General features: G+C 44.1%; 18 protein-coding genes. 16 read left to right on the forward strand and 2 right to left on the reverse strand.

From position 1 onward, the window contains the following. Positions 1-97 precede the first annotated feature (97 nt). On the reverse strand, positions 98-886 hold the full coding sequence (locus DW917_RS05790) for a DUF5020 family protein (RefSeq protein ID WP_118117102.1): 789 nt from the start codon (positions 884-886) through the stop codon (positions 98-100). 223 nt (positions 887-1,109) lie between these two features. On the opposite strand from DW917_RS05790, the gene DW917_RS05800 reads away from it, so the two are divergent. The 16 genes from DW917_RS05800 to ilvC all read left to right on the forward strand — a co-directional run bounded on the left by DW917_RS05800 (position 1,110) and on the right by ilvC (position 22,185). Next, positions 1,110-2,015: a lipopolysaccharide assembly protein LapB gene (locus DW917_RS05800; RefSeq protein WP_118117104.1), complete on the forward strand. Its 906-nt coding sequence runs from the start codon at positions 1,110-1,112 to the stop codon at positions 2,013-2,015. 385 nt (positions 2,016-2,400) lie between these two features. Next, positions 2,401-3,234 (forward strand): prephenate dehydratase, encoded by an 834-nt coding sequence (locus tag DW917_RS05805; RefSeq protein WP_022111264.1) that lies wholly within the window; start codon positions 2,401-2,403, stop codon positions 3,232-3,234. 64 nt (positions 3,235-3,298) lie between these two features. Further along, the gene (locus DW917_RS05810) at positions 3,299-4,471 is read left to right on the forward strand and encodes a pyridoxal phosphate-dependent aminotransferase (RefSeq protein ID WP_118117105.1); all 1,173 of its coding nucleotides are present in this window, start codon (positions 3,299-3,301) and stop codon (positions 4,469-4,471) included. Between the two features lie 21 nt (positions 4,472-4,492). Beyond that, positions 4,493-5,560, forward strand: a complete 1,068-nt coding sequence (locus tag DW917_RS05815; RefSeq protein ID WP_118117106.1) for a bifunctional 3-deoxy-7-phosphoheptulonate synthase/chorismate mutase type II — start codon at positions 4,493-4,495, stop codon at positions 5,558-5,560. A 41-nt stretch (positions 5,561-5,601) separates the two neighbouring features. Beyond that, positions 5,602-6,399, forward strand: coding sequence for a prephenate dehydrogenase/arogenate dehydrogenase family protein (locus DW917_RS05820; protein ID WP_118117107.1), 798 nt, complete (start codon positions 5,602-5,604; stop codon positions 6,397-6,399). 76 nt (positions 6,400-6,475) lie between these two features. Further along, on the forward strand, positions 6,476-7,894 hold the full coding sequence (locus DW917_RS05825) for an NAD(P)-dependent oxidoreductase (RefSeq protein ID WP_233524646.1): 1,419 nt from the start codon (positions 6,476-6,478) through the stop codon (positions 7,892-7,894). Between the two features lie 182 nt (positions 7,895-8,076). Beyond that, a complete protein-coding gene (locus tag DW917_RS05830) occupies positions 8,077-8,685 on the forward strand; it encodes a hypothetical protein (protein ID WP_147344121.1) in 609 nt (202 codons plus the stop codon). Between the two features lie 144 nt (positions 8,686-8,829). Beyond that, positions 8,830-10,182 carry a signal recognition particle protein gene (ffh, locus tag DW917_RS05835; RefSeq protein ID WP_118117109.1) on the forward strand — a complete coding sequence of 451 codons (1,353 nt, stop codon included), beginning with the start codon at positions 8,830-8,832 and terminating at the stop codon, positions 10,180-10,182. Positions 10,183-10,212: 30 nt separating this feature from the next. Further along, positions 10,213-11,091, forward strand: a complete 879-nt coding sequence (gene folD / locus DW917_RS05840; RefSeq protein WP_118117110.1) for a bifunctional methylenetetrahydrofolate dehydrogenase/methenyltetrahydrofolate cyclohydrolase FolD — start codon at positions 10,213-10,215, stop codon at positions 11,089-11,091. Positions 11,092-11,301: 210 nt separating this feature from the next. Beyond that, entirely contained in the window at positions 11,302-13,926 is a 2,625-nt protein-coding gene (locus DW917_RS05845; protein WP_370453517.1) for an alpha-L-arabinofuranosidase C-terminal domain-containing protein, read from the forward strand. 273 nt (positions 13,927-14,199) lie between these two features. Continuing rightward, the gene (locus tag DW917_RS05850; RefSeq protein WP_118117111.1) at positions 14,200-15,333 is read left to right on the forward strand and encodes an OmpA family protein; all 1,134 of its coding nucleotides are present in this window, start codon (positions 14,200-14,202) and stop codon (positions 15,331-15,333) included. Between the two features lie 384 nt (positions 15,334-15,717). Next, entirely contained in the window at positions 15,718-17,520 is a 1,803-nt protein-coding gene (gene ilvD, locus DW917_RS05855; protein ID WP_022111274.1) for a dihydroxy-acid dehydratase, read from the forward strand. Between the two features lie 105 nt (positions 17,521-17,625). Then, entirely contained in the window at positions 17,626-19,341 is a 1,716-nt protein-coding gene (ilvB, locus tag DW917_RS05860; RefSeq protein ID WP_118117112.1) for a biosynthetic-type acetolactate synthase large subunit, read from the forward strand. An 85-nt stretch (positions 19,342-19,426) separates the two neighbouring features. Beyond that, complete coding sequence (gene ilvN, locus DW917_RS05865) at positions 19,427-19,972, forward strand: acetolactate synthase small subunit (protein WP_022111276.1); 546 nt, start codon at positions 19,427-19,429, stop codon at positions 19,970-19,972. A 187-nt stretch (positions 19,973-20,159) separates the two neighbouring features. Next, positions 20,160-20,948, forward strand: coding sequence for an acyl-[acyl-carrier-protein] thioesterase (locus tag DW917_RS05870; RefSeq protein ID WP_118117113.1), 789 nt, complete (start codon positions 20,160-20,162; stop codon positions 20,946-20,948). 193 nt (positions 20,949-21,141) lie between these two features. After that, positions 21,142-22,185, forward strand: coding sequence for a ketol-acid reductoisomerase (ilvC, locus tag DW917_RS05875; protein WP_118117152.1), 1,044 nt, complete (start codon positions 21,142-21,144; stop codon positions 22,183-22,185). 100 nt (positions 22,186-22,285) lie between these two features. Here the strand turns inward: ilvC and DW917_RS05880 are convergent, their stop codons facing one another. Continuing rightward, positions 22,286-24,187: an ATP-dependent DNA helicase RecQ gene (locus DW917_RS05880; RefSeq protein ID WP_118117114.1), complete on the reverse strand. Its 1,902-nt coding sequence runs from the start codon at positions 24,185-24,187 to the stop codon at positions 22,286-22,288. Between the last annotated feature and the right edge of the window lie 41 nt (positions 24,188-24,228).

The following is a 24,228-nucleotide window of genomic DNA, read 5'->3' on the forward strand; positions in this document are numbered from 1 at the left end:
ATCTGCTACGAGGGTGGTCTGGATGAGAACGGGAAGCCTGCCAAAGCAAATCTGGCAGGCTTCATTGTTTTTTTTATATCAAAATTTCTTTTGTGTGTTAGAAATCCCACTTGGCGCCTAAGCATGGTCGAACCATGAAACCAGCATTGGAACCGAAATTATTGCTGATCTCTACCTCGCCACCTACGCTCAGATTGTTGCAGCCGAAATGCTGGCCTACATTATACCAAAGCTGAGGCTCTGATGTGAAGACGGTATGCTCGGCGGTGAAAGCAACTTCGCCCTCATCGTTAAACTTCAAATTGCCATGCTTGTCCTTGAATGAGCTGTGGTTCTCCCACCAGAAATCGGCAAAACCGCTAAAGTTCAGACCTTTTACACCAAAGATATCTTTGCAACCCCATACTGCTGTAAACTGCATTGGGACATTCTGGTCTGTTTTGCGAATCGTCTTATAAAGTGCCTGCAAAGTCAATGTGTTCTTGAAACTCTTGTCGTGCATGAAATACTCTACACCGAAAAGCCATGCATTGTTGATAGGATAATCCTTATAAATACCACCATTATACTCGGCATGGAGACTCAAATTCTTCAATTTAGAGTTCTGCCAAAAGTTGAGGGCGCGAGAAATCTCGGTATAAGTTCCACCTTGTGACATGTTGTGTGCGTACTTGTTGCCCGTATTTGGGTCTGTCATCTGATTCAGATTGAAATCATGATCCACGAAGAAATAGGTGTTACCCCATTTGTCCTGCTTGAACATTTCAAGGGTGAGGGTTACGAACTTACGGTCAGAACCGAAATCATACAGGACCTGTGCGTTGGTTTGTGCCTTTGCGAATCCGCTAACCAACAAGGTGGCAATCATCAAAAATAAACTTTTCATGTCGTCGTATTATTCTTTGTTTTGAAAAATTATATAAATTAAAATTAATTTTCTTCTTTCTTTTTCGACTGCAAAGGTATGAATATTATTTAAAACGACAAAGTATTGATGTGAAAATTTGGAATAATCGTGGAAAAACATTACTTTTGCAAGGGTTTTTCCAGTAGAATTGGAATTTAAACGTGTTTTTATTAAAATAATCATTGACTTAAACATAGACTTTATGGGATTTTTTAAGCGTTTTTTTGGCGGCAAAAGTGAGTCGTCTGAAGATAAGAAGGAAGATCAGTCTGCCAAGAATTTCGAGGTGCTGAAATATGATGGTGTGCGGGCGATGCATCAGGGACAGATGGATTATGCCATCAAGTGTCTGACCAATGCTTTGCTGGCTAAACAGGTAGATGAAGAGGGGGATGCTTCCAAAGAGGACCAGGAGGTTTTGGAGGTGCGTGATTTTCTTTCTCTGGCTCTTATCCAGAAAGGTGAACTCGCGCAGGCTTATGATCAGCTTCGCAAATTGTCGGAAGCTCAGCCGGATAACAAGCAGATTTTTGTTCGTATGGCTGAGGTGACTTATATGATGGAGGATTATGGGGCGATGTCACATGCCTGTGAGAAGGGGATGCTCATCGACAAGGATGATGCTCATCTGCTATTCCTGTATGCCAAGGCTTGCTTGGGACAGGGTGATGTGATCAATACCATTGCCATGCTGACGAAGAGTATTCTTTTGGCTGAAAAGCAGCAGGAGGGTTTGGCGCAGGCGGTACAATCCAGATTGCTGCGTGGCGAAACGCTTTTGAAGTTGGGTGATGTGAAGGGTGCAGAGGAAGATGCTGCCTGGCTTCTTGAACAGTTGGAGGAGCCTGTAGAGGAGGTGCTCCTCCTGGAGGCTCGTATTCTGCTGGCTCAGGGAAAGATGGATGATGCTATCTCCTATTATAATAAGGTAATAGACGTGAACCCATTCTCTGCCATCGCTTTCAAAGAGCGTGGTGCAATCTATCTGGCAAAGGGTGACAAGGTGAATGCGGAGAAAGATATGCAGAGTTACCTGGAAATGAATCCTCAGGAGGCGGATGCTGTGACGGGGGAATTTAAAGCTGAAGGTAAGGAACATTGCAGATAAAATACAAGTTTTGTAGATAAAAAACGTATTTTTATGATAAAAATCGGTTGAAAGTAGGGGATTTATCGAAAAATATAAGCAAAATGTAGAAAAAACTATCAATTTGTTTGGTGGTATCAGAAAAAAACACTACTTTTGCAAGCGTATAATATCAAACAATTAAAACAAGAAAGAATATGAAGTTTAATGCGTACTATTTTAGCTTTTACTTTTACTTTGCAAGCAATTGTAAAGCGGGAAGTTGCGTGTAAATTTCAACTTAGGATATAAGATTAAGAAATCTATCGAAACGGTCCCGCTCTATATGGAGCAGGACCGTTTTTCGTAAGAGTCTTCTTCTGGATGAGTCTTGAGAATATTCAAACTAATAAAAGAAAAAGAGGCAATGAAGAGAATAGCAATACAAGGTGAGTTAGGATCATTTCATGACATTACTGCGCATGAGTATTTCGAGGGCGAGCAGATAGAGTTGATTTGTTGTGCTACCTTCGAAGAGGTGTTTGAGAACATCAAGCGTGATCCTACTGTCATCGGCATCACTGCCATCGAAAATACCATTGCTGGCAGTTTGCTTCACAATTATGAGTTGCTACGACAGAGTGGTACTACTGTGGTGGGTGAGCATAGGCTGCACATCGAACATAGTATCTGTTGTCTTCCGGAGGATGATTGGAGTACGCTCCAAGAGGTTCACTCTCATCCTGTAGCTTTGATGCAGTGCGGTAAGTTTCTTGCCAACCATCCCGACTTGAAGGCGGTGGAGGCTGAGGATACGGCGGGTTCGGCAGCTTATATTGCTAAACACCATGTGAGAGGGTGGGCGGCTATCTGCTCTTCTTATGCTGCTCAGATGTATGGCATGAAGGTGCTGCAGGAAGGTATCCACGATAATCCGCACAATTTTACCCGTTTTCTCGTGGTTTGCAATCCGCAGAAGGCTGCACTGCTTCGTCCGATAGAGAAAGCCAACAAGGCGAGCATCGTGTTCAGCCTCTCTCACGACAAGGGTTCTCTCTCCAAAGTGCTCACCATCTTGAGTTTCTATGATATCAATCTGACGAAGATTCAGTCTTTGCCTAATATCGGACACGAATGGGAGTATCTCTTCTATGTCGATTTGACTTTCGACAACCTTACCCGATACCGCCAGAGTATTGATGCAATTACTCCTCTGGTGAAGAAAATCAAGGTGTTAGGGGAATATGAGGAGAAAGAGTGAAGAATTCGTATGCTCTTGCAATTTAACATGAAACATTGAACATTAAAAATAAACATTAGATAAAATGATACAGCCAGCGAATAGAGTAACGGAAATTCAAGAATACTACTTCAGTAGAAAACTGAAGGAAGTGGCCAAGTTGAATGCCGAAGGAATGGATATTATCAGTCTTGCGATCGGTAGTCCGGATATGCCTCCTTCTAAGCAGACCATTGATAAATTGTGTGAGGTGGCACAGCGCCCTGATGCACATGGTTATCAGCCTACCGTGGGCATACCTGAGTTGCGCAAGGCAATGGCGGGTTTCTATAAGCGATGGTACAATGTGGATCTTGACTGGGCTACGGAGATTCAGCCGCTTATCGGTAGCAAAGAGGGAATCCTGCACGTAACGCTTGCATTCTGCAATCCAGGTGATGAGGTACTCATTCCTAATCCAGGTTATCCTACATATACTGCCATTAATAAGATATTGGGTACCAAGATTACTTATTATGATCTGCGTGAGGATAATGGATGGCAGCCGGACTTTGAGGCTTTGGAGAAGATGGACTTGAGTCGCGTGAAGCTGATGTGGACCAACTATCCGAATATGCCAACGGGTGGAAATGCCCGCATGGAAACTTACGAAAGATTGGTGGAATTTGCCAAGAAGCATGATATCGTGGTGGTGAATGACAATCCTTATTCGCTTGTGCTGAATGAGCATCCGATGAGTATCATGCAGGTGCCTGGGGCAAAGGACTGCTGTATTGAGTTCAACTCTATGAGCAAGAGCCATAATATGCCAGGATGGCGTGTGGCGATGATCTCCAGCAATAAGACTTTCATCTCCTGGATCCTGAAAGTGAAGAGTAATATCGACAACGGTTCGTTCCGTGGTATTCAGTTGGCTGCTGCTGAGGCTTTCAATACGAATAGCGATGAATGGCATCATGAGTATAATATCGTGAACTATCGCCGTCGCCGTGATATCGCAGAGGAAATCATGAAGGTGATGGATTGTACTTTCGATCCGAATCAGGTGGGTATGTTCCTTTGGGGAAAAATTCCGGAAAAGTATGCAGATGTAGAGGATTTGACGGAGAAGGTGCTCCATGAAGCCCGTGTGTTTATCACCCCTGGTTTCATCTTTGGAAGCAACGGAAAGCGCTATGTCCGTATCAGCCTGTGTGCTAAGGATGAGAAAATGAAGGAGGCACTTGAAAGAATCAAGAGTGTGTTTGAAAAGAAATAAAAATAATTAAAATATACGACTATGGAATTAGAATTAGAACCATTGAATTTTCCTAGTGATCAGGAACGCCCTTGTGTGATTGCAGGTCCATGTTCTGCAGAGACAGAAGAGCAGGTTATGACAACAGCAAGACAGCTGGCTGCTAAGGGTTGCCATATGTTTAGAGCTGGTGTATGGAAGCCTCGCACCAAACCAGGCGGTTTTGAGGGAAATGGTGAGGCTGCTTTGCCTTGGATGAAGCAGGTGAAGGAGGAAACCGGTATGCTGACTGCTACTGAGGTGGCTACACCTGAGCATGTGGAGCTGGCCTTGAAGTATGGTATCGATATTCTATGGATCGGTGCACGTACTTCTGCCAATCCTTTTGCGATGCAGTCTCTTGCTGACAGTTTGAAAGGCGTGGATGTACCGGTATTGGTGAAAAACCCTGTAAACCCTGATTTGGAGCTGTGGATCGGTGCTCTCCAGCGTATCAATCAGGCTGGTATCAAGAAGTTGGGTGCTATCCATCGTGGTTTCTCCAGCTTTGATAAAAAGATTTATAGAAATCTTCCTATGTGGCAGATTCCTATTGAGTTGCATCGCCGCATTCCACAGTTGCCTATCATCTGTGACCCAAGCCATATCGGTGGTCGTCGTGATTTGATCGCTCCACTTTGTCAGCAGGCAATGGACCTTGGTTTTGATGGCTTGATCGTGGAGAGTCACTGCCAGCCTGATGATGCTTGGAGTGATGCTAAGCAGCAGGTTACTCCTGATGTTCTGGATTACATCCTGAGTCTCTTGGTGGTTCGTGATGAGCATTATTCTACTGAAGGTCTGCATCAGTTGCGTGGTCAGATTGATGAGTTGGACAACCAGTTGATGGATCTCTTGGCTAAGCGTATGCGTGTTTGCCGTGAGATAGGTACTTACAAGAAGGAGCACAATATGACCATCGTACAGACCAACCGTTACAATGAAATTCTGGACAAGCGCGGTGCACAGGCTGCCCTTTGTGGTATGAGCTCTGAGTTTGCTGCCCAGATCTTCGAGCATATCCATGAGGAAAGTGTTCGCCAGCAGTTGGAAATTTTGAATCAGAAGTAATATTTAAGTGAAGAGTGAAGAACGAAGAGTGAAGAATTAAAATGAGAATATTAATCATGGGAGCAGGTAAGATGGGAAGTTTTTTCATCGACCTGCTCAGCTTCGATCATGAGGTGGCAGTATATGAGAAGGATGCTAAGCGCCTTCGTTTTACCTACAACTGTTACCGTTTCACCAAGATGGAGGAAGTAGAGATGTTTCGTCCGGAACTGGTCATCAATGCGGTGACGGTGAAATATACTTTGTCTGCTTTCGAAGAGGTGTTGCCTCATTTGTCGAAGGATTGTATCATCAGTGATATAGCTTCCGTGAAGACGGGTTTACAGGAGTTTTATGAGAAGAGCGGATTCCGCTATGTCAGTACGCACCCGATGTTTGGTCCTACGTTTGCCAATCTGAATCAACTTTCAGAGGAGAATGCGGTCATCATCAAGGAGGGCGACTACATGGGCAAGATCTTCTTTAAGGACTTGTATCAGAAGTTGGGATTGAGTCTGCATGAATATACTTTTGATGAGCACGACCAGACGGTGGCATATTCGCTGAGTATTCCTTTTGTCAGCACCTTTGCCTTTGCGGCTGTGATGAAGCATCAAGATGCACCTGGTACTACCTTTAAGCGCCACATGCAGATAGCCAAGGGTGTGTTGAATGAGGATGATTATCTCTTGCAGGAAATCCTTTTCAATCCTTATACTTCGGGACAGGTTTCTCAGATACGTGAAGAGTTGGCAGAGTTGATAGATATCATCGATCACAAGGATGCCAAACGCATGAAACTCTTCCTGACGAAGATTCGTAACCATGTAAGGGAGGATATTGAAATCAAGGAGCATTGATGATTCGTAACTTTGCACCCGCAAACTATCTAAATGAAGAGTAGTGAAGTTCAATATCAAAAAAAAGAAAAATATTATGAGTGAACAGATAGAACAACAGAATAACAAGGCTACGGATGCTCCTGTTTCTGCTGCCAATGAGCCAGCAGCTGCTTTCCAGGTTGTAAACGAGGGCTTTTCTACCCGTGAGGCAATCGAGGAGGCTAAGCGTTGTCTTCATTGTAAGGTCCCACAGTGCCGTAAAGGATGTCCGATAGAAAATGACATTCCTGAATTCGTACACGAGTTGTCGATGGGTAATATGGGAGCTGCCATGTCTATCATCAATGAAAAGAGCAACTTGCCTGCTATCTGCGGACGTGTTTGCCCTCATGAGAAGCAATGCCAGGGTCATTGTGTCTTGGGCAAGAAGGGTAAACCGGTACAGATTGGTAAACTGGAGCAGTTTATTGCTGATTTCGATACGAAGATGAAGTTGTCTCGTGAGAAACTTCCTCAGAAGACTCGTGGTCGTGTGGCTGTCATCGGTTCGGGTCCGGCTGGCTTGACGGTTGCCGGTGATTTGGCTCGTCAGGGCTTCAATGTAACCATCTTTGAAGGTCAGGCTGAACCGGGTGGTGTCTTGATGTATGGTATTCCTGAGTATCGTCTGCCAAAGAGTGTGGTGCGCGATGAGGTGAGCAAAATCGAGGCATTGGGCGTTCAGTTTATTACCAATTGTATGGTAGGCGAGAACAATGTAACGATCGACAGTCTTTTCCGTGCAGGATATGATGCGATCTTTATGGGAACGGGTACGAATGTGCCTCAGAATATGGATTCTACTCCTGGAAGCAAGTTGCATGGTGTAAGTCAGAGTACTTATTTCCTCCATAATGTGAATGCTTACAATGAGGGTGCCCTGACACGAGATATGGTGCCTTTGCGTGATTGCGAGAAGGTGGGTGTGATCGGTGGTGGTAATGTGGCCATGGATGCTGCCCGTACGGCTATTCGTCTGGGTGCTGATGTGACAGTGCTTTATCGTAAGACTCAGGAGGAGATGCCTGCCATTCAGAGCGAATATGAGGATGCTGTGAAAGAAGGTGTGAAGTTTGAGTGGAAAACTACTGTTGAAGCTTTCCTGAAAGGTAAGAACGGACGCTTGGGCAGTTGTGTGCTGAACACGCCTGATGGGGAGAAGGTAGAGATATTTGATAGAATCTATCTGGCTATCGGCTCTCGTCCTGCAAACCGTATCGTTTCTACTACAGCTGGTATTGAGGTGGATGAGAAGGGCTATGTTAAGGTTGTTGACCGTCCGTTTGGTATGACTACCCGTCGTGGTGTCTTTGCAGGCGGTGATGTGGTTCACCGTCCTCAGACTGTGGTCTTAGCCATGAAGGCTGCCAAGGAAGTGGCTCAGGGTATTGCTCAGTATGTGGATGCCATCAAGTTGCTTGAGGAGGCTAAACGTATTGAGAAGAGTGGTACTACTGGGGCTGAAAATGAATAAGGAATTCTCTATCATATTGTGATTGATAGAATCGTATATAAGAGCAAGGCGTTTTGATGACCTTGCTCTTTTTTTGTTTGTGTGTTCTCCCTTAATTCTCCTTAAACTTTTTAAACTTCTGTGTTTATGTTTGGTCGTTTTCAAGTAATTATGTACTTTTGTGATAACTAAATGTTACGATTATGAAGAGATTGATTATATGGGTCTTGATGGCATTCGTGACGTTCGTGGAGGTGATGGCGCAAAAGACATGTGTTGTTGCCAATGCGGAAGATCATGTGCCTATCAGGGAGGCTCTTATCCATACCAATAATAACCATTGGGCGCGTACGGACTATCGGGGATACTGGTCTATGAAATATCAGTTCGATAGTGCCACGGTTTCGAAGTCTGGCTTCTTGAAGACGACTGTTTATCTGAAGGAATTGCCTGATACGGTTTTTCTGATTCCTGAGAGTACGCAGTTGGGAACTGTGGAAGTCTGGGGTAAAGACCAGCAGCATGTCAAGGATATGGAAGACCAGGTGCAGCAGGCTGCAAGTATGATAGGCTCTGGAACTACTGGTATCGGTATTGACTTGGGGAATATGTTGGACAGTCGTGGTCGTCGCGATCAGAAACATTTGCGGAATGCCCGGAAAATATTGGGTGAATATGACAAGAAAGACCCGATAGTCTCTGCCTATGAACAGGCTACGGGCAAGCAGATACAGCTTTCTCCTCCCGGTATGAAAAAAGAAGAGGAAAGTGTCCCGGAATTGGAGGAAAATGATGGGAAATCCCTGAAATAGAGGTGATAAAATGGCTATAATATACTCGATTGTCCGAAAAACAAGGCATGATGTTCTTGAATTGGTATTTTTTATGATAAATTATACATGGAAATTCGGAAAAAAGTTGTAATTTTGTAGCCAAAATATAAAGAAGAATTAAACATGTTTGAAAATTTAAGTGATAGATTAGAGCGCTCTTTCAAAATATTGAAAGGTGAAGGTAAGATAACTGAAATCAACGTGGCTGAAACCATGAAGGATGTACGTCGTGCACTTTTGGATGCCGATGTGAACTTTAAGGTTGCCAAGGAGTTTACCAACTCTGTGAAGGAAAAGGCGCTGGGTATGAACGTGCTTACTGCCGTGAAGCCAGGACAGTTGATGGTGAAGTTGGTACACGATGAGTTGGCTGAGTTGATGGGAGGCGAAGAGGCTCCTTTGAAGCTCGAAGGCCATCCTGCTATTATCCTGATGAGTGGTTTGCAGGGTTCTGGTAAGACTACCTTCAGTGGTAAGCTCGCTAATATGCTGAAGACCAAGAAGGGAAAGAAACCATTGCTCGTAGCGTGCGACGTATATCGTCCTGCTGCTATCGACCAGTTGAAGGTGGTAGGTGAGCAAGTGGGAGTTCCTGTATATGCTGAGCCTGACAACAAGGATGTATGCGTGATTGCTGATCATGCCATCCAGCAGGCTAAGACCAATGGCAATGATGTGGTCATCGTCGATACTGCCGGCCGTCTTGCCATCGATGAGCAGATGATGAATGAGATCAGTAATCTGAAGAATCATTTGCACCCGGATGAAACCTTGTTTGTTGTTGACTCCATGACTGGTCAGGATGCTGTCAATACAGCGAAGGAGTTTAATGATCGCTTGGATTTCAATGGCGTTGTACTTACCAAGCTTGATGGTGATACCCGTGGTGGTGCTGCACTCAGTATCCGTACAGTGGTAACCAAGCCTATCAAGTTTATCGGTACTGGTGAAAAGATGGAAGCCATCGACGTGTTCCATCCTGCTCGTATGGCAGACCGTATCCTCGGTATGGGTGACGTGGTTTCACTCGTAGAACGTGCTCAGGAGCAGTTTGACTTAGAAGAGGCTAAGAAGTTGGAGAAGAAGATTCGCAAGAACCAGTTCGACTTCAATGACTTCTATGCTCAGATTCAGCAAATCAAGAAGATGGGTAACATCAAGGATTTGGCCAGCATGATTCCTGGAGTCGGCAAGGCTATCCGCGATGTTGATATCCCTGAGGATGCTTTCAAGGGGGTTGAGGCTATTATCCAGAGTATGACTCCTAAGGAGCGCTCAAATCCTGGTATTCTGAATACCAGCCGCCGTCAGCGTATCGCCAAGGGTTCTGGTACCAATATCCAGGATGTGAACAAGCTCATCAAGCAGTTCGATCAGACCCGCAAGATGATGCAGATGATGACTGGCAACAAGATGACTCAGATGATGAGCCGCATGAAGGGTATGCCAGGTATGCCTAAGATGCCGGGAATGTGATTAAATACTTAACATTTAATATTGAATCAAATGCAGCTAATCGACGGAAAGGCGACAGCAGCCGCCATCAAGGAACAGATAGCCGAGGAGGTGAAGCAGATAGTAGCGCAAGGCGGCAAGCAACCTCATCTCGTGGCCGTGCTCGTGGGGCACGACGGAGGTAGTGAGACCTATGTGAAAAACAAGGTCTTGGCTTGTGAAAAGTGTGGATTTAAATCTACGCTGATCCGATTTGAAGATGACGTAACAGAAGAGGAACTTCTGGCTTGCGTTGACAGACTCAATCAGGATGATGATGTGGATGGATTCATCGTACAGTTGCCTTTGCCTAAGCATATTGATGAGCAGAAGGTGACGATGGCGATAGACTATCGCAAGGATGTGGATGGTTTCCATCCTGTCAATGTGGGTAGAATGGCAATCGGTCTTCCTTGTTTCATTTCTGCCACTCCATTGGGTATTCTTACCTTATTGCAGCATTATCATATCGAGACCAGTGGCAAGAAATGCGTGGTGCTCGGACGTAGCAATATCGTTGGCAAGCCTATGGCTCAACTGATGATGCAAAAGCAGTATGGTGATGCTACGGTAACGGTCTGTCACTCTCATTCCAAGAACCTGAAGGAGGAATGTCGTGAGGCTGATATTATCATCGCTGCTATCGGCAGACCGGATTTCGTAACGGCTGATATGGTGAAGCCGGGTGCTGTTGTGATCGATGTGGGTACAACGCGTGTACCTGATGCAACTAAAAAGAGCGGTTTCCGTCTCAATGGTGATGTGAAGTTTGATGAAGTAGCAGAGAAATGTTCTTTCATCACACCGGTTCCTGGTGGTGTAGGACCGATGACGATCTGTTCTTTGATGAAGAATACCCTCGCTGCTGGCAAAAAAGAATATTATAAGTAGGGGTGAGGTCTGAGTCTGATAGCTATTACAGACAAGGCAGCCCCATACTAAAAAGAAATACAAGTATCAAACAACTTATACTTGTAAGCGAAACAAGTAAGCTTAACAAATACTTGATTTTTTATAACTCTCTAATTTGGTCGGGGTAGGGCGCAGTGATGCACTCGGCCCCTTTTTTGTAGATATATCTCTTATTAAAAACATAAATCAATGAAGATGAACCATAAAATTTTATTGGCTTCTACAGCTATACTTTCCTTTACCTCGTTGATGGCGAGTGGCAAGTTGAATCCTAAGGGTAATCCTGCCTTCTGGGATGAGCAGAATGCTCCTGCCTATTCCGTGATGGGTAAGGATACGACCTGTCAGGTGTTCCTGTATTCTCCTGATCCTACCCAGGGATTACATTTGGCGTATCTGTCAGATAATGAAAAATGGATCGAAGTAGGACAACTTTGTGCTTCTGATTATGGTCCTTGGGGATCGGGTAAGAAGATGTACAGTCCCTCTGTTGTACAGGCCAATGATGGAACTTGGCGTGCCTTGTGGAGTGTGGGAGAATTGTTTCCGCAGTTTGCAGTGGCTTATTCCGAAGATTTGGTGACATGGCGCCCGCAGGATTATCCCATTGTAGCCGAGAAAGGAGTGAAATCTCCTGTTGCTTACCAGATGGAAGATGGTAATTTTGATATCTATATCAAGACGGCAAAGGGAAAACGCTACGTGCAGGCTTCTCAGGATTTCCGTACTTTTGTGGAAGATTCCTTGGAAGCTTCTGCCGATGAAATCCTATGGGATAAGGATTCGGTACTGATCAATGGTAAAATGCAGAAGGGTGATGAGTTTGAAATACCTGCTGTTCACCTGAATTATATCCGTGCTTGGTTTAAGGCCTTGGATGAGGAGAATCGGGAAAATAACCGTCAGATTCCAAAAACAAATCAGGAACTGGCTGCGCTTGTCAAGGAATATAATGACAGACAGGTTGCCATGCATGGTGAAAAGGCTGTTCTTACTCAGATGGATGAGAGCGACAGGATAGAGGCGAAGTTGGTGGTTGACGGAAAACAAACGAAGCGTATCTCAGATAAGTTGATTGGTATTTTCTTTGAAGATATCAGTCGGGCTGCTGATGGCGGATTGTGTGCCGAACTTCTTCAAAACGGTGATTTTGAATACAACAAGGATGATAGAAAGCATTCGTGGAATGCAACGACTGCTTGGCAGGGAGTGGACTTGTCTTCTGTTTCCGTAGAAAACGGAGTGAGCAAAAATAATCCTCACTATGCGGTGTTGGGTGCTACACCTATTTATAATATAGGATGGGATGGCATTTCTATCCTGCGAGGTGCTCGTGATGCGAAGAAGGAAGGAAAGCATGCTGCTTCTTATTATGACGTGAGTTTGTATGCTCGTTGCCTGAATGGAAAGAATAAGCAACTCATGGTAGCTTTGGTTGATGAAGCGGGGGATGTTATATCACAGGCTAAGGTGAAGGTTGTTGGCAATGAGTGGTCTGAATATAAGGCGCAACTGGTCATTACTGATAAATATCAGGGAAATCTCGAAGAGGGTAAAGGCATCCGCTTTGCCCTTATTCCAAAGGGAGAGACTCAGGTGGGTATTGATCTCGTGAGTCTGAAACCTCATGATACTTATAAAGGTCACGGACTCCGCAAGGATCTGGCAGAGAAAATCGCAGAACTCAAACCGAAGTTTGTTCGTTTCCCTGGCGGTTGTATGTTGCATGGACAGGGTCTGGACAATATCTATCATTGGAAGGAAACGGTAGGACCCTTGAAGGATCGCAAACCAGCCAGAAATCTCTGGAATTATCATCAGACCAGACAACTCGGTTTCTATGAGTATTTCCAATGGTGCGAGGATATGGGTGCAGAGCCATTGCCGGTATTGGCAGCGGGTGTACCTTGTCAGAATTCACAGCCTAATGCGCAAGGACTCTGCGGACAGCAGGGAGGTATTCCGATGGACCAGATGCCACAGTATGTACAGGATGTACTCGACCTGGTGGAGTGGGCGAATGGAGATCCTGCCACTTCTTCATGGGCCAAGATGCGTGCTGATGCAGGACATCCGGCTCCTTTCAATCTGAAGATGATTGGAATCGGAAACGAAGACCTGATTTCTACGACATTCAAGGAGCGTTATCTGATGATATGCAAGGCATTGAAGCAGAAATATCCTGATATCGAGGTGGTGGGAACGGTAGGACCTTTCCATTATCCTTCTTCAGATTATGTGGAAGGCTGGAAGATTGCTAAGGAAAACCGACAGTATATTGATGCGGTAGATGAGCATTATTACGAAAAACCAGGTTGGTTTATCAATCATCAGGACTATTACGACCATTATGACCGTAGCATGCCTAAGGTATATCTCGGTGAATATGCAGCCAATGGAAATAATGAGGTGGACCGTGCCTTGGCAGAAGGTATTCATCTCTGTAATGTGGAACGTAATGGCGATGTGGTGGAAATGGCCTCTTATGCACCTCTGCTTTGCAAGGATGGTTATGCCAACTGGAATCCGGATATGATGTACTTTAATAATAATAAGGTACGCGCGACAGAAAGCTATCAGGTGCAGAAGATGTTCTCCGTACATAGTGGTGATGTTTATATCGCTTCTGATTTGCAGTTGCCGGAGGTCTTGAAACGCTATGTGGGCGTCAGTGTCGTGAAAGACAGTAAGTCGGGAAAGGTATGGCTGAAAATTGTCAATTCTTTGCCGCGAACACTGAAGCTGAAACTGTCCGGTTTGACTCAAAAGGAAATCGAAATAGGTCCTCGCCAATCGAATGTCTGGGCCTTGTAGTTTTTTTTCTGAAAGGATACCTTTTATGAGGTGTGCATATATCTCATAAAACCGATATAGAATATGCAAGAAAACTGATAGGATTGTCCGAAAAAGGAATGAATATTGGCTTTTTTGCATGTTTTATAGGTTGAAATGCAAAATTTAGTGGAAAATATTTGGTAGTTAAAGTTTTTTTTTATTACTTTGCACTCGAAATAAGTATTTGTGCAGTATTTGCATGAAGAATTATAGTGATATTTAATAATTTTATTTAATAAATTTTAGAGAGACATGAAAAAGTTAGTTTTATTGTTTGCTGCCGCAGCTATGGCAGTATCAGTATCAGCTCAGACTGTTACTGAAAGCAAGACTTTTGACAACTTCTACATCGGTGTTAATGGCGGTGTAATGACAAAGACTACAAATCACAGTTGGTTGAACAACCTCAACTCTAATGCTGGTCTTCGTATCGGTCGTTGGTTTACTCCAGTATTCGGTTTGGCTGCTGAGAGCAATGTTTACTTCAACGATCACAACGCATATCCATCAAAGACTAAAGTTCGTTATATGAACACAAGCTTGATTGGTACTGTAAACTTGAGCAACTGGTTTGCTGGTTACAAGGGTCAGCCACGTACATTCGAGGTTATCCCTGTTTATGGTCTTGGTTGGGCACACTCTTTCGGTACAACAGATAACTGGAATGCTTTGACTTCTAAGGCTGGTATCGATTTCGCAGTTAACTTCGGTGCTGACAAGGCATGGCAGTTCTATGTAGAGCCATCTATGAACTGGGCTTTGAATGGTGATGGTTATGAGGGTGTTGCTTATAACATCAACAAGTCTGGCTTCCAGTTGAACGCTGGTTTCATCTACAAGTTCAAGAACTCTAATGGTTCTCACAACTTCACAATCGCTCAGCTCCGTGATCAGTCTGAGATCGATGGTTTGAACAGCCAGATCAACAACCTCCGCAACGATTTGAATAACAAGGATTCTCAGCTCTCAGCTAAGGACAAGCAGATCAAGGATCTTCAGAACGCTCTTGACGAGTGCAACAAGAAGCCTAAGTATGTAAAGCCAGCTACAGCTACAAACTTGCAGCCTACTGTATTGTTCCAGCAGGGCAAGTCTAACGTAGAGAAGAGCCAGATGCCTAACATCGAGTTGATCGCTCAGTATATGAAGAATCACCCAGAGGCTAATGTCGAGATCAAGGGTTATGCTTCTCCAGAGGGTCCTAAGGAGTTGAACCAGAAGCTTTCAGAGAAGCGTGCTGATGCAGTTAAGAATGTATTGGTTAAGAAGTACAAGATTGCTGCAAATCGTTTGACAACTAAGGGTATGGGCGCAACAGACAAGCTCTTCAAGCAGGTTGAGTTCAACCGCGTTTCTACTTTCAACGACAACAACGCTGCTGAGTAATAAACGCATTGATTAGAATTTTTTCTATCAAACATATAAATCCTCAAGGTTTTTTGCCTTGAGGATTTTTTTGTTCCATCTGATGTTACTTTCTATTCCTTCGGATGTTTTTTCTGTTCCTGTGATCGTATGTTCATAATTGATGTGAGGTACAATCCAAGGAGGAGTGAAATAATATAGAAGATTTAGGTTATAGTTTTTGTGTTTTTAGTTTATTTGAATGCTCAATTCTAACGAAAATGTGTAGTTTCTGTGATAAATCGAAAGCAAATCGTTGATTTATGTTACGAAATTCGCAATAAAATGAAAGTTTATGTGAAATTTGTTGGTTATTACATAAATTCTCAGTATCTTTGCAGTCAAAATTGAAAATATAAAAACAATATGAAACATCCATTAAGAAGTAGCGTCTGTACTGAAGGCAGAAGAATGGCAGGTGCCCGTGCACTTTGGGTAGCTGCAGGTATGAAACATGAGCAGTTTGGCAAACCAATTATTGCTATTGTGAATAGCTTTACACAGTTTGTGCCTGGTCATACTCATCTTCATGAAATCGGTCAGATTGTCAAGAAGGAAATAGAGGCAATGGGTTGCTATGCAGCCGAATTTAATACCATCGCTGTAGATGATGGTATTGCTATGGGTCATGACGGAATGCTTTACTCTTTGCCAAGCCGTGACATTATCGCAGATTCTGTAGAGTATATGGTCAATGCTCATAAGGCTGATGCCATGATCTGCATCTCTAATTGTGATAAGGTGACTCCTGGTATGCTCATGGCATCTATGCGCTTGAACATTCCTACTGTATTCTGCTCTGGTGGCCCTATGGAAGCTGGTCGTTGGAAGGGTGAGAATGCTGACTTGATTACTGCTATGATTAAGGGTGCTGATACCAGTGTTTCTGATGAGGAAATGAAGCAGATTGAGCAATGTGCTTGTCCTGGTTGTGGTAGCTGTTCGGGTATGTTCACTGCCAATTCTATGAACTCACTGACTGAGGCTATTGGTTTGAGTCTCCCAGGAAATGGTACAATCTTGGCAACCCACAAGAATCGTATCCAACTCTTCAAGGATGCTGCTCGTCAGGTAGTGAAGAATGCTTATGCTTATTATGAGGATGGTGATGAGAGCGTATTGCCACGTAATATTGCAACACGTGATGCTTTCCTCAATGCAATGACTCTCGATATCGCAATGGGTGGTAGTACCAATACGGTGCTTCATCTTTTGGCTGTTGCTCAGGAAGCTGGTACTGACTTCAAGATGGAGGATATCGACCAGTTGAGCCGTAAGGTTCCTTGTCTCTGCAAGTTGTCTCCAAATACTCAGAAATATAGTGTTCAGGAGTGCAATCGTGCGGGTGGTATCATGGGTATCCTGAATGAGTTGAACAAGGGTGGCTTGATCAATGGTAGCGTAAAGCGTGTTGATGGAAAGACACTCGATGAGCAGATGAAGAAATATGATATCACTGGTTCTGAGCTTGATCCAGAGGCAGATAGAATCTATCATTCTGCACCTGGCAGAAAATTCTCTACTCAAATGGGTAGTCAGGATGCTCAGTGGGAGAGTCTTGATACTGACCGCGAGAATGGATGTATCCGTGACTTGGAACATGCTTACACCAAGGATGGTGGTCTGGCTGTTCTCTTCGGTAATATCGCCCAGAATGGTTGCGTAGTGAAGACTGCGGGTGTGGATCCTGTACTTTGGCACTTTGAGGGTCCTGCTGTTTGCTTCGATTCTCAGGAGGATGCTTGTGAGGGGATTCTTGATGGAAAGGTAAACTCTGGTGACTGTGTGGTTATCACTCATGAGGGTCCTAAGGGTGGTCCTGGTATGCAGGAGATGCTTTATCCTACTTCATACATCAAGAGTCGCCATTTGGGCAAGGAGTGTGCCCTGATTACTGATGGGCGTTTCTCTGGTGGTACTTCAGGTTTGAGTATCGGTCATATTTCTCCAGAAGCAGCTGCAGGTGGTAATATCGGTAAGATCAAGGATGGTGATATCATTGTCATTGATATTCCAAGCCGTTCTATCAACGTGAAGTTGTCTGATGAAGAATTGGCAGCCCGTCCTCAGCAGCCTTTGAAGCGTAACCGTGTGGTAAGCAAGGCTTTGCGTGCATACGCTCAGAGTGTAAGTTCTGCAGACAAGGGTGGTGTAAGAATTATCGATTAAGATGAAAATATATAGTTTTTGAACTTTTCAGTAGAAAGGTAATGGGATATTCTGCTTGGATATAGCATGGAATTTTCCCATTCCTTTGAAATAAATATAATAATAATGGCAAAAGAAGTAATAACAGGAGCAGAAGCGTTGATGCGCTCCCTGAAAGCTGAGGGTGTAAAGACCATTTTCGGTTATCCGGGGGGAAGCATCATGCCAGTGTTTGATTCACTGTATGGTTACACGAGAGGAGAAAATAAGGTGTTTGATCACATCTTGGTACGTCACGAGCAGGCTGCTGCTCATGCTGCACAGGGCTATGCTCGAGTCAGTGGCGAAGTGGGCGTAACACTCGTGACCAGTGGTCCTGGAGCAACAAATACTTTGACTGGTATTGCTGATGCTATGATGGATTCTACACCTATCGTGGTTATTGCTGGTCAGGTAGGCGTGGGCGCCTTGGGAACGGATGCGTTCCAGGAGGTTGACCTGGTGGGTGTTACCCAACCTATCTCTAAATGGTCTTATCAGATTCGTCGTCCTGAGGATGTAGCTTGGGCTGTGAGCCGTGCTTTCTATATTGCCCGCAGTGGTCGTCCGGGTCCTGTCGTTCTCGACTTTACCAAGAATGCCCAGGTTGCTACTTGTGAGTGGGAACCTGTGAAATGTGAGAAGGTTACCTCTTACAATCCTTATCCTGCCATAGATGCCAAGGCTGTAGAGGAGGCTGCCGAATTGATCAATAATGCCAAGCGTCCATTTGCACTGGTAGGTCATGGCGTGGAATTGGGCGGTGCTCACAATGAGTTGATTGAATTCCTGGAGAAGGCTGATATTCCTGCAGGTCGTACGCTGCTCGGTCTTTCTGCTTTACCAAGCAATCATCCGTTGAATATGGGTATGCTCGGTATGCACGGTTCGTATGCTACCAACATGAAGACTCAGGAGTGTGATGTGCTGATCGCTATTGGTATGCGTTTCAGCGACCGTATTACTGGTGTTCCTTCCAAATATGCTAAGCAGGCTAAAATCATCCATCTGGATATAGACAAGGCTGAAATTGACAAGGTTATCAAGACGGATGTTGCTGTGATAGGTGACTGTAAGCAGACTTTGCCGGCAATTACCCGTTTGCTGAACAAGAATGTTCACCGTGAGTGGAGAGATTCATTCGAGGTTTATCGCCAGCAGGAGCAGGAGAAGGTAATCGAGAAGGATATCCATCCTACAGAGGGTCCTCTGCTGATGGGCGAGGTGACCAATGTGGTGACGGAAGCTACCCATAATGAGGCTGTTCTCGTGAACGATGTAGGTCAGAACCAGATGATCAGTAGCCGCTACTTCAAGTTCACCAAGAAACTGAGTATTGTTACCAGTGGTGGATTTGGAACAATGGGATTCGGTCTTCCTGCTGCTATCGGTGCAACCTTTGGTGCTCCAGACAGAACTATCTGCTGTTTCTTCGGTGATGGCGGTTTCCAGATGAATATCCAGGAATTGGGTACAATCATGGAGCAGCAGGCACCTGTGAAGATGATTCTCCTGAACAACAATTATCTTGGCAATGTACGTCAGTGGCAAGACCTGATGTTTGAAGGCCGTCGCTCCTTTACCCACATGCTGAACCCTCGTTATGAGGAAATAGCCAAGGCTTACGGCATTCCTTACGATGTGGTCATCGACCGCAAGGATCTGAAGGCGAAAGTGGAGAAGATGATTGCTACCAAGGGTCCTTACCTTCTGGAGTGCGCCATCAAGGAAGATGAGGACATCGTTCCGATGACCTTGCCTGGCAAGAGTGTTGATGAAATGCAGTTGGAACTTCATTACTAAAGTTCTCGATTCATATATATATAATAAGGTGTAACCGGCATTTTCAAAGTAAAGTGTAACAGACATTTTAGAAAGGAAAAATAAGATGGACAATAATAGTGACAAGAAATTATATACATTGCTTGTTTATTCAGAGAACATTGCGGGTATCCTGAATCAGATTACCGCAGTATTCACCCGCAGACAAGTAAATATCGAGAGCCTGAACGTATCGGCCAGCAGCATCAAGAATATCCACAAATATACTATTACGGTATGGAGTGATCCTGAGCAGATAGAGAAAATCAACAAGGCGATAGAGAAGAAAATCGATGTCGTGAAGAGTGATTACTATGCGGATGATCAGATTTTCATCCATGAGGTGGCTCTTTTCAAGATTTCAACTCCTGTTCTGCTGGAAAACCCTGAGGTTTCCCGTACGATCCGTAAGCATGATGCTCGTATGATGGAGGTTAATCCAACTTACAGTACGGTACTCTTGGCTGGTTTGACAGAGGATATTGCAGACTTGTTCCATAAGTTGAACAGTTTTGATTGTCTCTTGCAATATACTCGCTCAGGCCGTATTGCAGTAACAAGAAGTTTCGATGAGCCTATCTCTGATTATCTGAAGCAGAGTGCAGAGGAATAACAGAGATAGAGAAATATAGGGATAAGCGGGCTACGATCGTAAGACAGTTGTTCTACGGTTGTAGCTCGTTTGTTTTTATGAACGCCGTTAGCAGAAGAAATTCTCAATCTTTTCTTTGGCATTCTCAATAAAAAATTGTAGATTTGCAAAGAATTTAAAAACAAGAAGGCATTTTTTCGTATAAGATATGGAATTATTAAGTAAAGTAGGAAGATACGAGTTCCTTTCGGAACCTTTTCATTGTGACTTTTCCAGTCACCTGTTTATGGGGCATTTGGGCAATCATTTGTTGAATGCAGCCGATTTTCATAGCAACGACCGTGGTTATGGCATGAACTATCTCATGCCACGACATAAGACTTGGGTGCTTAGTCGCTTGGCCATTGAGATGACCGAGATGCCTAAGTCGTATGACAAGTTCTATGTTGAGACCTGGGTGGAGAATGCCATGAAGTATTTTACAGCCCGTGATTTCAAGATATGTGGTAAGCCAGCTGCTGATGAAGAAGAGGAGAAGGTATATGGCTATGGCAAGAGTGTGTGGGCGATGATAGATACTGAGACCCGACAGCCGGTAGATATATTCTCCATCCATGATGGACTTATCAAGGAGTATATCGAGGAAGAGAAAGAATGTCCTATAGCAGCCAGTTCTCGTGTCAAGATGTCTGCCGATGCCAAGTTTGTGCGCAGTATCGACACCTATTATAATGATGTAGATGTCAATGGACATATCAATTCAGTGAAATATATCGAACATATTCTTGATTTATTCGACTTGGATTACTATAAGACCCATTTTTTGCAGAGATTTGAAATTGCATACGTGGCAGAGAGTCATCAGGGCGACCGTCTCAATTTCTACGAGGAGGAAGTAAATGAGGGAGAATATTGCATAAAGATAACAAAAATCTGCAAAAATGACGCAAAAGAAGTCGAAGTTGTAAGAAGTAAAGCGAAATTTGTAAAAAAGTGAAAGAAAAATTTGGTAGTTTCATATTGATTTATTACCTTTGCACCCAGATAGGAAAATAAACCCAGAGCCGCCCTCTTGAATAGGGGGTGGACGGATCAAACAGGCATTCTTTGGATAAGAATTAGCTCGCATCCGTATGGACAAGTTAAACCCGCGGCTCCACAACGGCAAGCCGCACAAAACAAAAATAATTATGGCAGAAATGAATTTCGGTGGCGTAATGGAAACTGTTGTCACCAGTCATGAATTTTCATTGGAGAAAGCACGTGAAGTATTGAAGAACGAAACTATCGCAGTTATCGGTTATGGTATTCAGGGTCCTGGTCAGGCTTGTAACCTTCGCGATAATGGTTTCAATGTCATCGTTGGACAGCGTCAGGGTAAAACCTATGAGAAGTGTCTGAAGGATGGTTGGGTTCCTGGTAAGACTTTGTTCTCTATCGAGGAAGCTGCAGAAAAGGGTACTATCATCTGTATGTTGCTTTCTGATGCCGGTCAGATTGCTTGCTGGCCAAAAATTAAGCCACACCTCACAGCAGGTAAGACTTTGTATTATTCACATGGTTTCGCTATCAACTGGAGCGATCGCACAGGCGTAGTTCCACCTAAGGATATTGATGTTATCATGGTTGCACCTAAGGGTTCTGGTACTTCTCTCCGCACAATGTTCTGCGAGGGTCGTGGTTTGAACTGCTCTTACGCTGTATATCAGGATGCATCTGGTAAAGCAGAGGAAAAGACTATTGCATTCGGTATCGGTATCGGTGCAGGATATTTGTTCAAGACTACATTCCAGCGTGAGGCTACTTCTGACCTTACTGGTGAGCGTGGTTCTTTGATGGGTGCTATCGAGGGTCTTTTGGAGGCTCAGTACGATGTACTTCGTGAGAACGGTCACTCTCCATCTGAGGCTTTCAACGAGACTGTTGAGGAGCTGACTCAGAGCCTTGGCCCTCTCTTCGGTGAGAAGGGTATGGATTGGATGTATGCTAACTGTTCTACAACTGCACAGCGTGGTGCTCTTGACTGGGCTCCTCGTTTCCGTGAGGCTATCAAGCCTGTTATGGAGTGGTTGTATTACTCTGTTAAGACTGGTAATGAGGCTCAGATTTCTATCGACAAGAACTCTCAGGCTGATTACCGTGAGAAGTTGAACGCTGAACTCGAGGCTATGCGCAACAAGGAAATGTGGCAGGCTGGTGTTACAGTTCGTAAACTTCGTCCTGAAAATAACTAATTTTTTTCTCGTACATAATGTTGGAAAGGGAATGGTCCGCGAGGGGTCGTTCCCTTTTTGTTGTTTATCTCTTTTTGTTGTTTATCCTTTTTTGTTAGCTTTACAGATAGATATAACTGCCTTCTATATGTATCTGGTTTTCTGATACCAGCATTTCTAAAGCATTTTCTAACTGCTGGCTCGGTACTTGTATTTCTCTCAATTCTGTAATGTGATGTTTCTTTTGATCACCTAATATCTGGAGAATACTTTCTTTCGCCTTTTCAAACATCTGTTTGGCTACAGAATCGTTATCTTTATGTTCCAGACAGACATCGCATTGCTTGCAATCTTCCTTGGTTTCTTCTCCGAAATAGCGTAAGAGTTGTCGTGAACGGCAGATAAAGTCTGTTTGTGCATATGCTATCATACTGCTGATACGTTTTACGAATTGCTCTTTTCTGTTTTCGTATGCTTCTTGGGTGATGACGACCTTTTCTCCATCAATTCTATCCCGGGTATAGGTGATAAACGGGATTTTTCTACGAGGAACGAAAGTGATGATATGTTTGGTGGCAAGGCATTTCAATGCGAAATATACCTGCTGGATACTCAACTCTGCCTGTTGGGCTATCAGGGATTCGTCGATATATACGAAATCAGTGAAGAGTCCTCCGTAAATGCGTAAGAGGGCCGTGACAACCTGGTCTTCATTTTCAGACAGATTATCCAGAAGATAAAGGTCGCTTCTGTTCAGGTTGAACATGAGGCGGGCTTTCCCGTCGGGATTGTCTTCGTAATGAATGTAACCACACTGTTCAAGTATTCTCAAAGCTGCATCTACTTTTGTTGGGTAATACTTATAGATATAGCTGAATTTCTCTATGTTGAATTCGAAAGTTTTTCCACAACCGCTCCCCACACCTATTTGGAAGAAATAGGCGAGGTGTTCGTAGATATCCCTGATCAGTTCTTTCTCTGGAAAGGTATCGTTGATGCGTTTGGTCAGTTTGCGTTCATCGCTGGCATCATAGAGTAGTACTGCGTATGATTTGTTGCCATCTCTACCCGCACGACCAGCCTCCTGGAAATAAGCTTCCAGAGAGTCTGGGCAATCTATATGAATGACCATCCTTACATCGGGTTTGTCGATACCCATACCAAAGGCATTGGTAGCAACCATCACTCTTATCTGATCTTCCTGCCAATCTCTCTGTCGTTCATCCTTTACGGCAGGGTCAAGTCCGGCATGATAGAAAGTGGCAGGGATGCCGTTCTTATTGAGGATTTCTGCTATTTCCTTCGTACGGCGGCGGCTTCTAACATAGATGATGGCAGAACCCTGTACACATTTCAGGATATGAACCATTTCGCCATGCTTGTCGGTCGTAATGCGTACAATATATGCCAGGTTCTTGCGTTCGAAACTCATTTTGAACACATTCTTTTCAGAAAACTGGAGTTGGTTTTGGATATCATCTACGACTTCTGGGGTAGCCGTGGCAGTAAGTGCCAGGATGGGTGTTCCCGGTTTCAACTTTCTGATATCTGAAATCTTCAGATAAGAAGGACGGAAATCATATCCCCACTGACTGATGCAGTGGGCTTCATCCACTGTGATAAAGCTTACTTTGATATGGCGTAATTTGGTCTGGAAAATATCCGTAGAAAGTCTTTCCGGAGAGACATACAGAATCTTGACACCGCCAAAGATACAATTCTCAAGTGTCTGTATGATTTCTCTTCTGGATTTGTCGGCATAGATAGCATCTGCCAGGATACCGCGTTCCTTGAGGTGGGTAACCTGGTCTTTCATGAGGGCTATGAGGGGCGTAATCACGATGCAAACGCCATCCTGGGCAAGTGCAGGAACCTGAAAAGTGATAGATTTACCACCACCAGTAGGCATAAGACCGAGGGTATCCTTACCCTGTGATATACTTTCGATAATGTCTCTCTGTATGCCACGGAAGTCAGGATACCCCCAGTATGTTCGCAATATCTCTTGAAATTTATCTGTCATTTAGTCATTTGGGTCTGATGGAGTCAGAAATCAGGAGTTTT

The sequence above is a fragment of the Prevotella sp. AM42-24 genome (genome assembly GCF_003461825.1).
Lineage (GTDB): Bacteria > Bacteroidota > Bacteroidia > Bacteroidales > Bacteroidaceae > Prevotella > Prevotella hominis.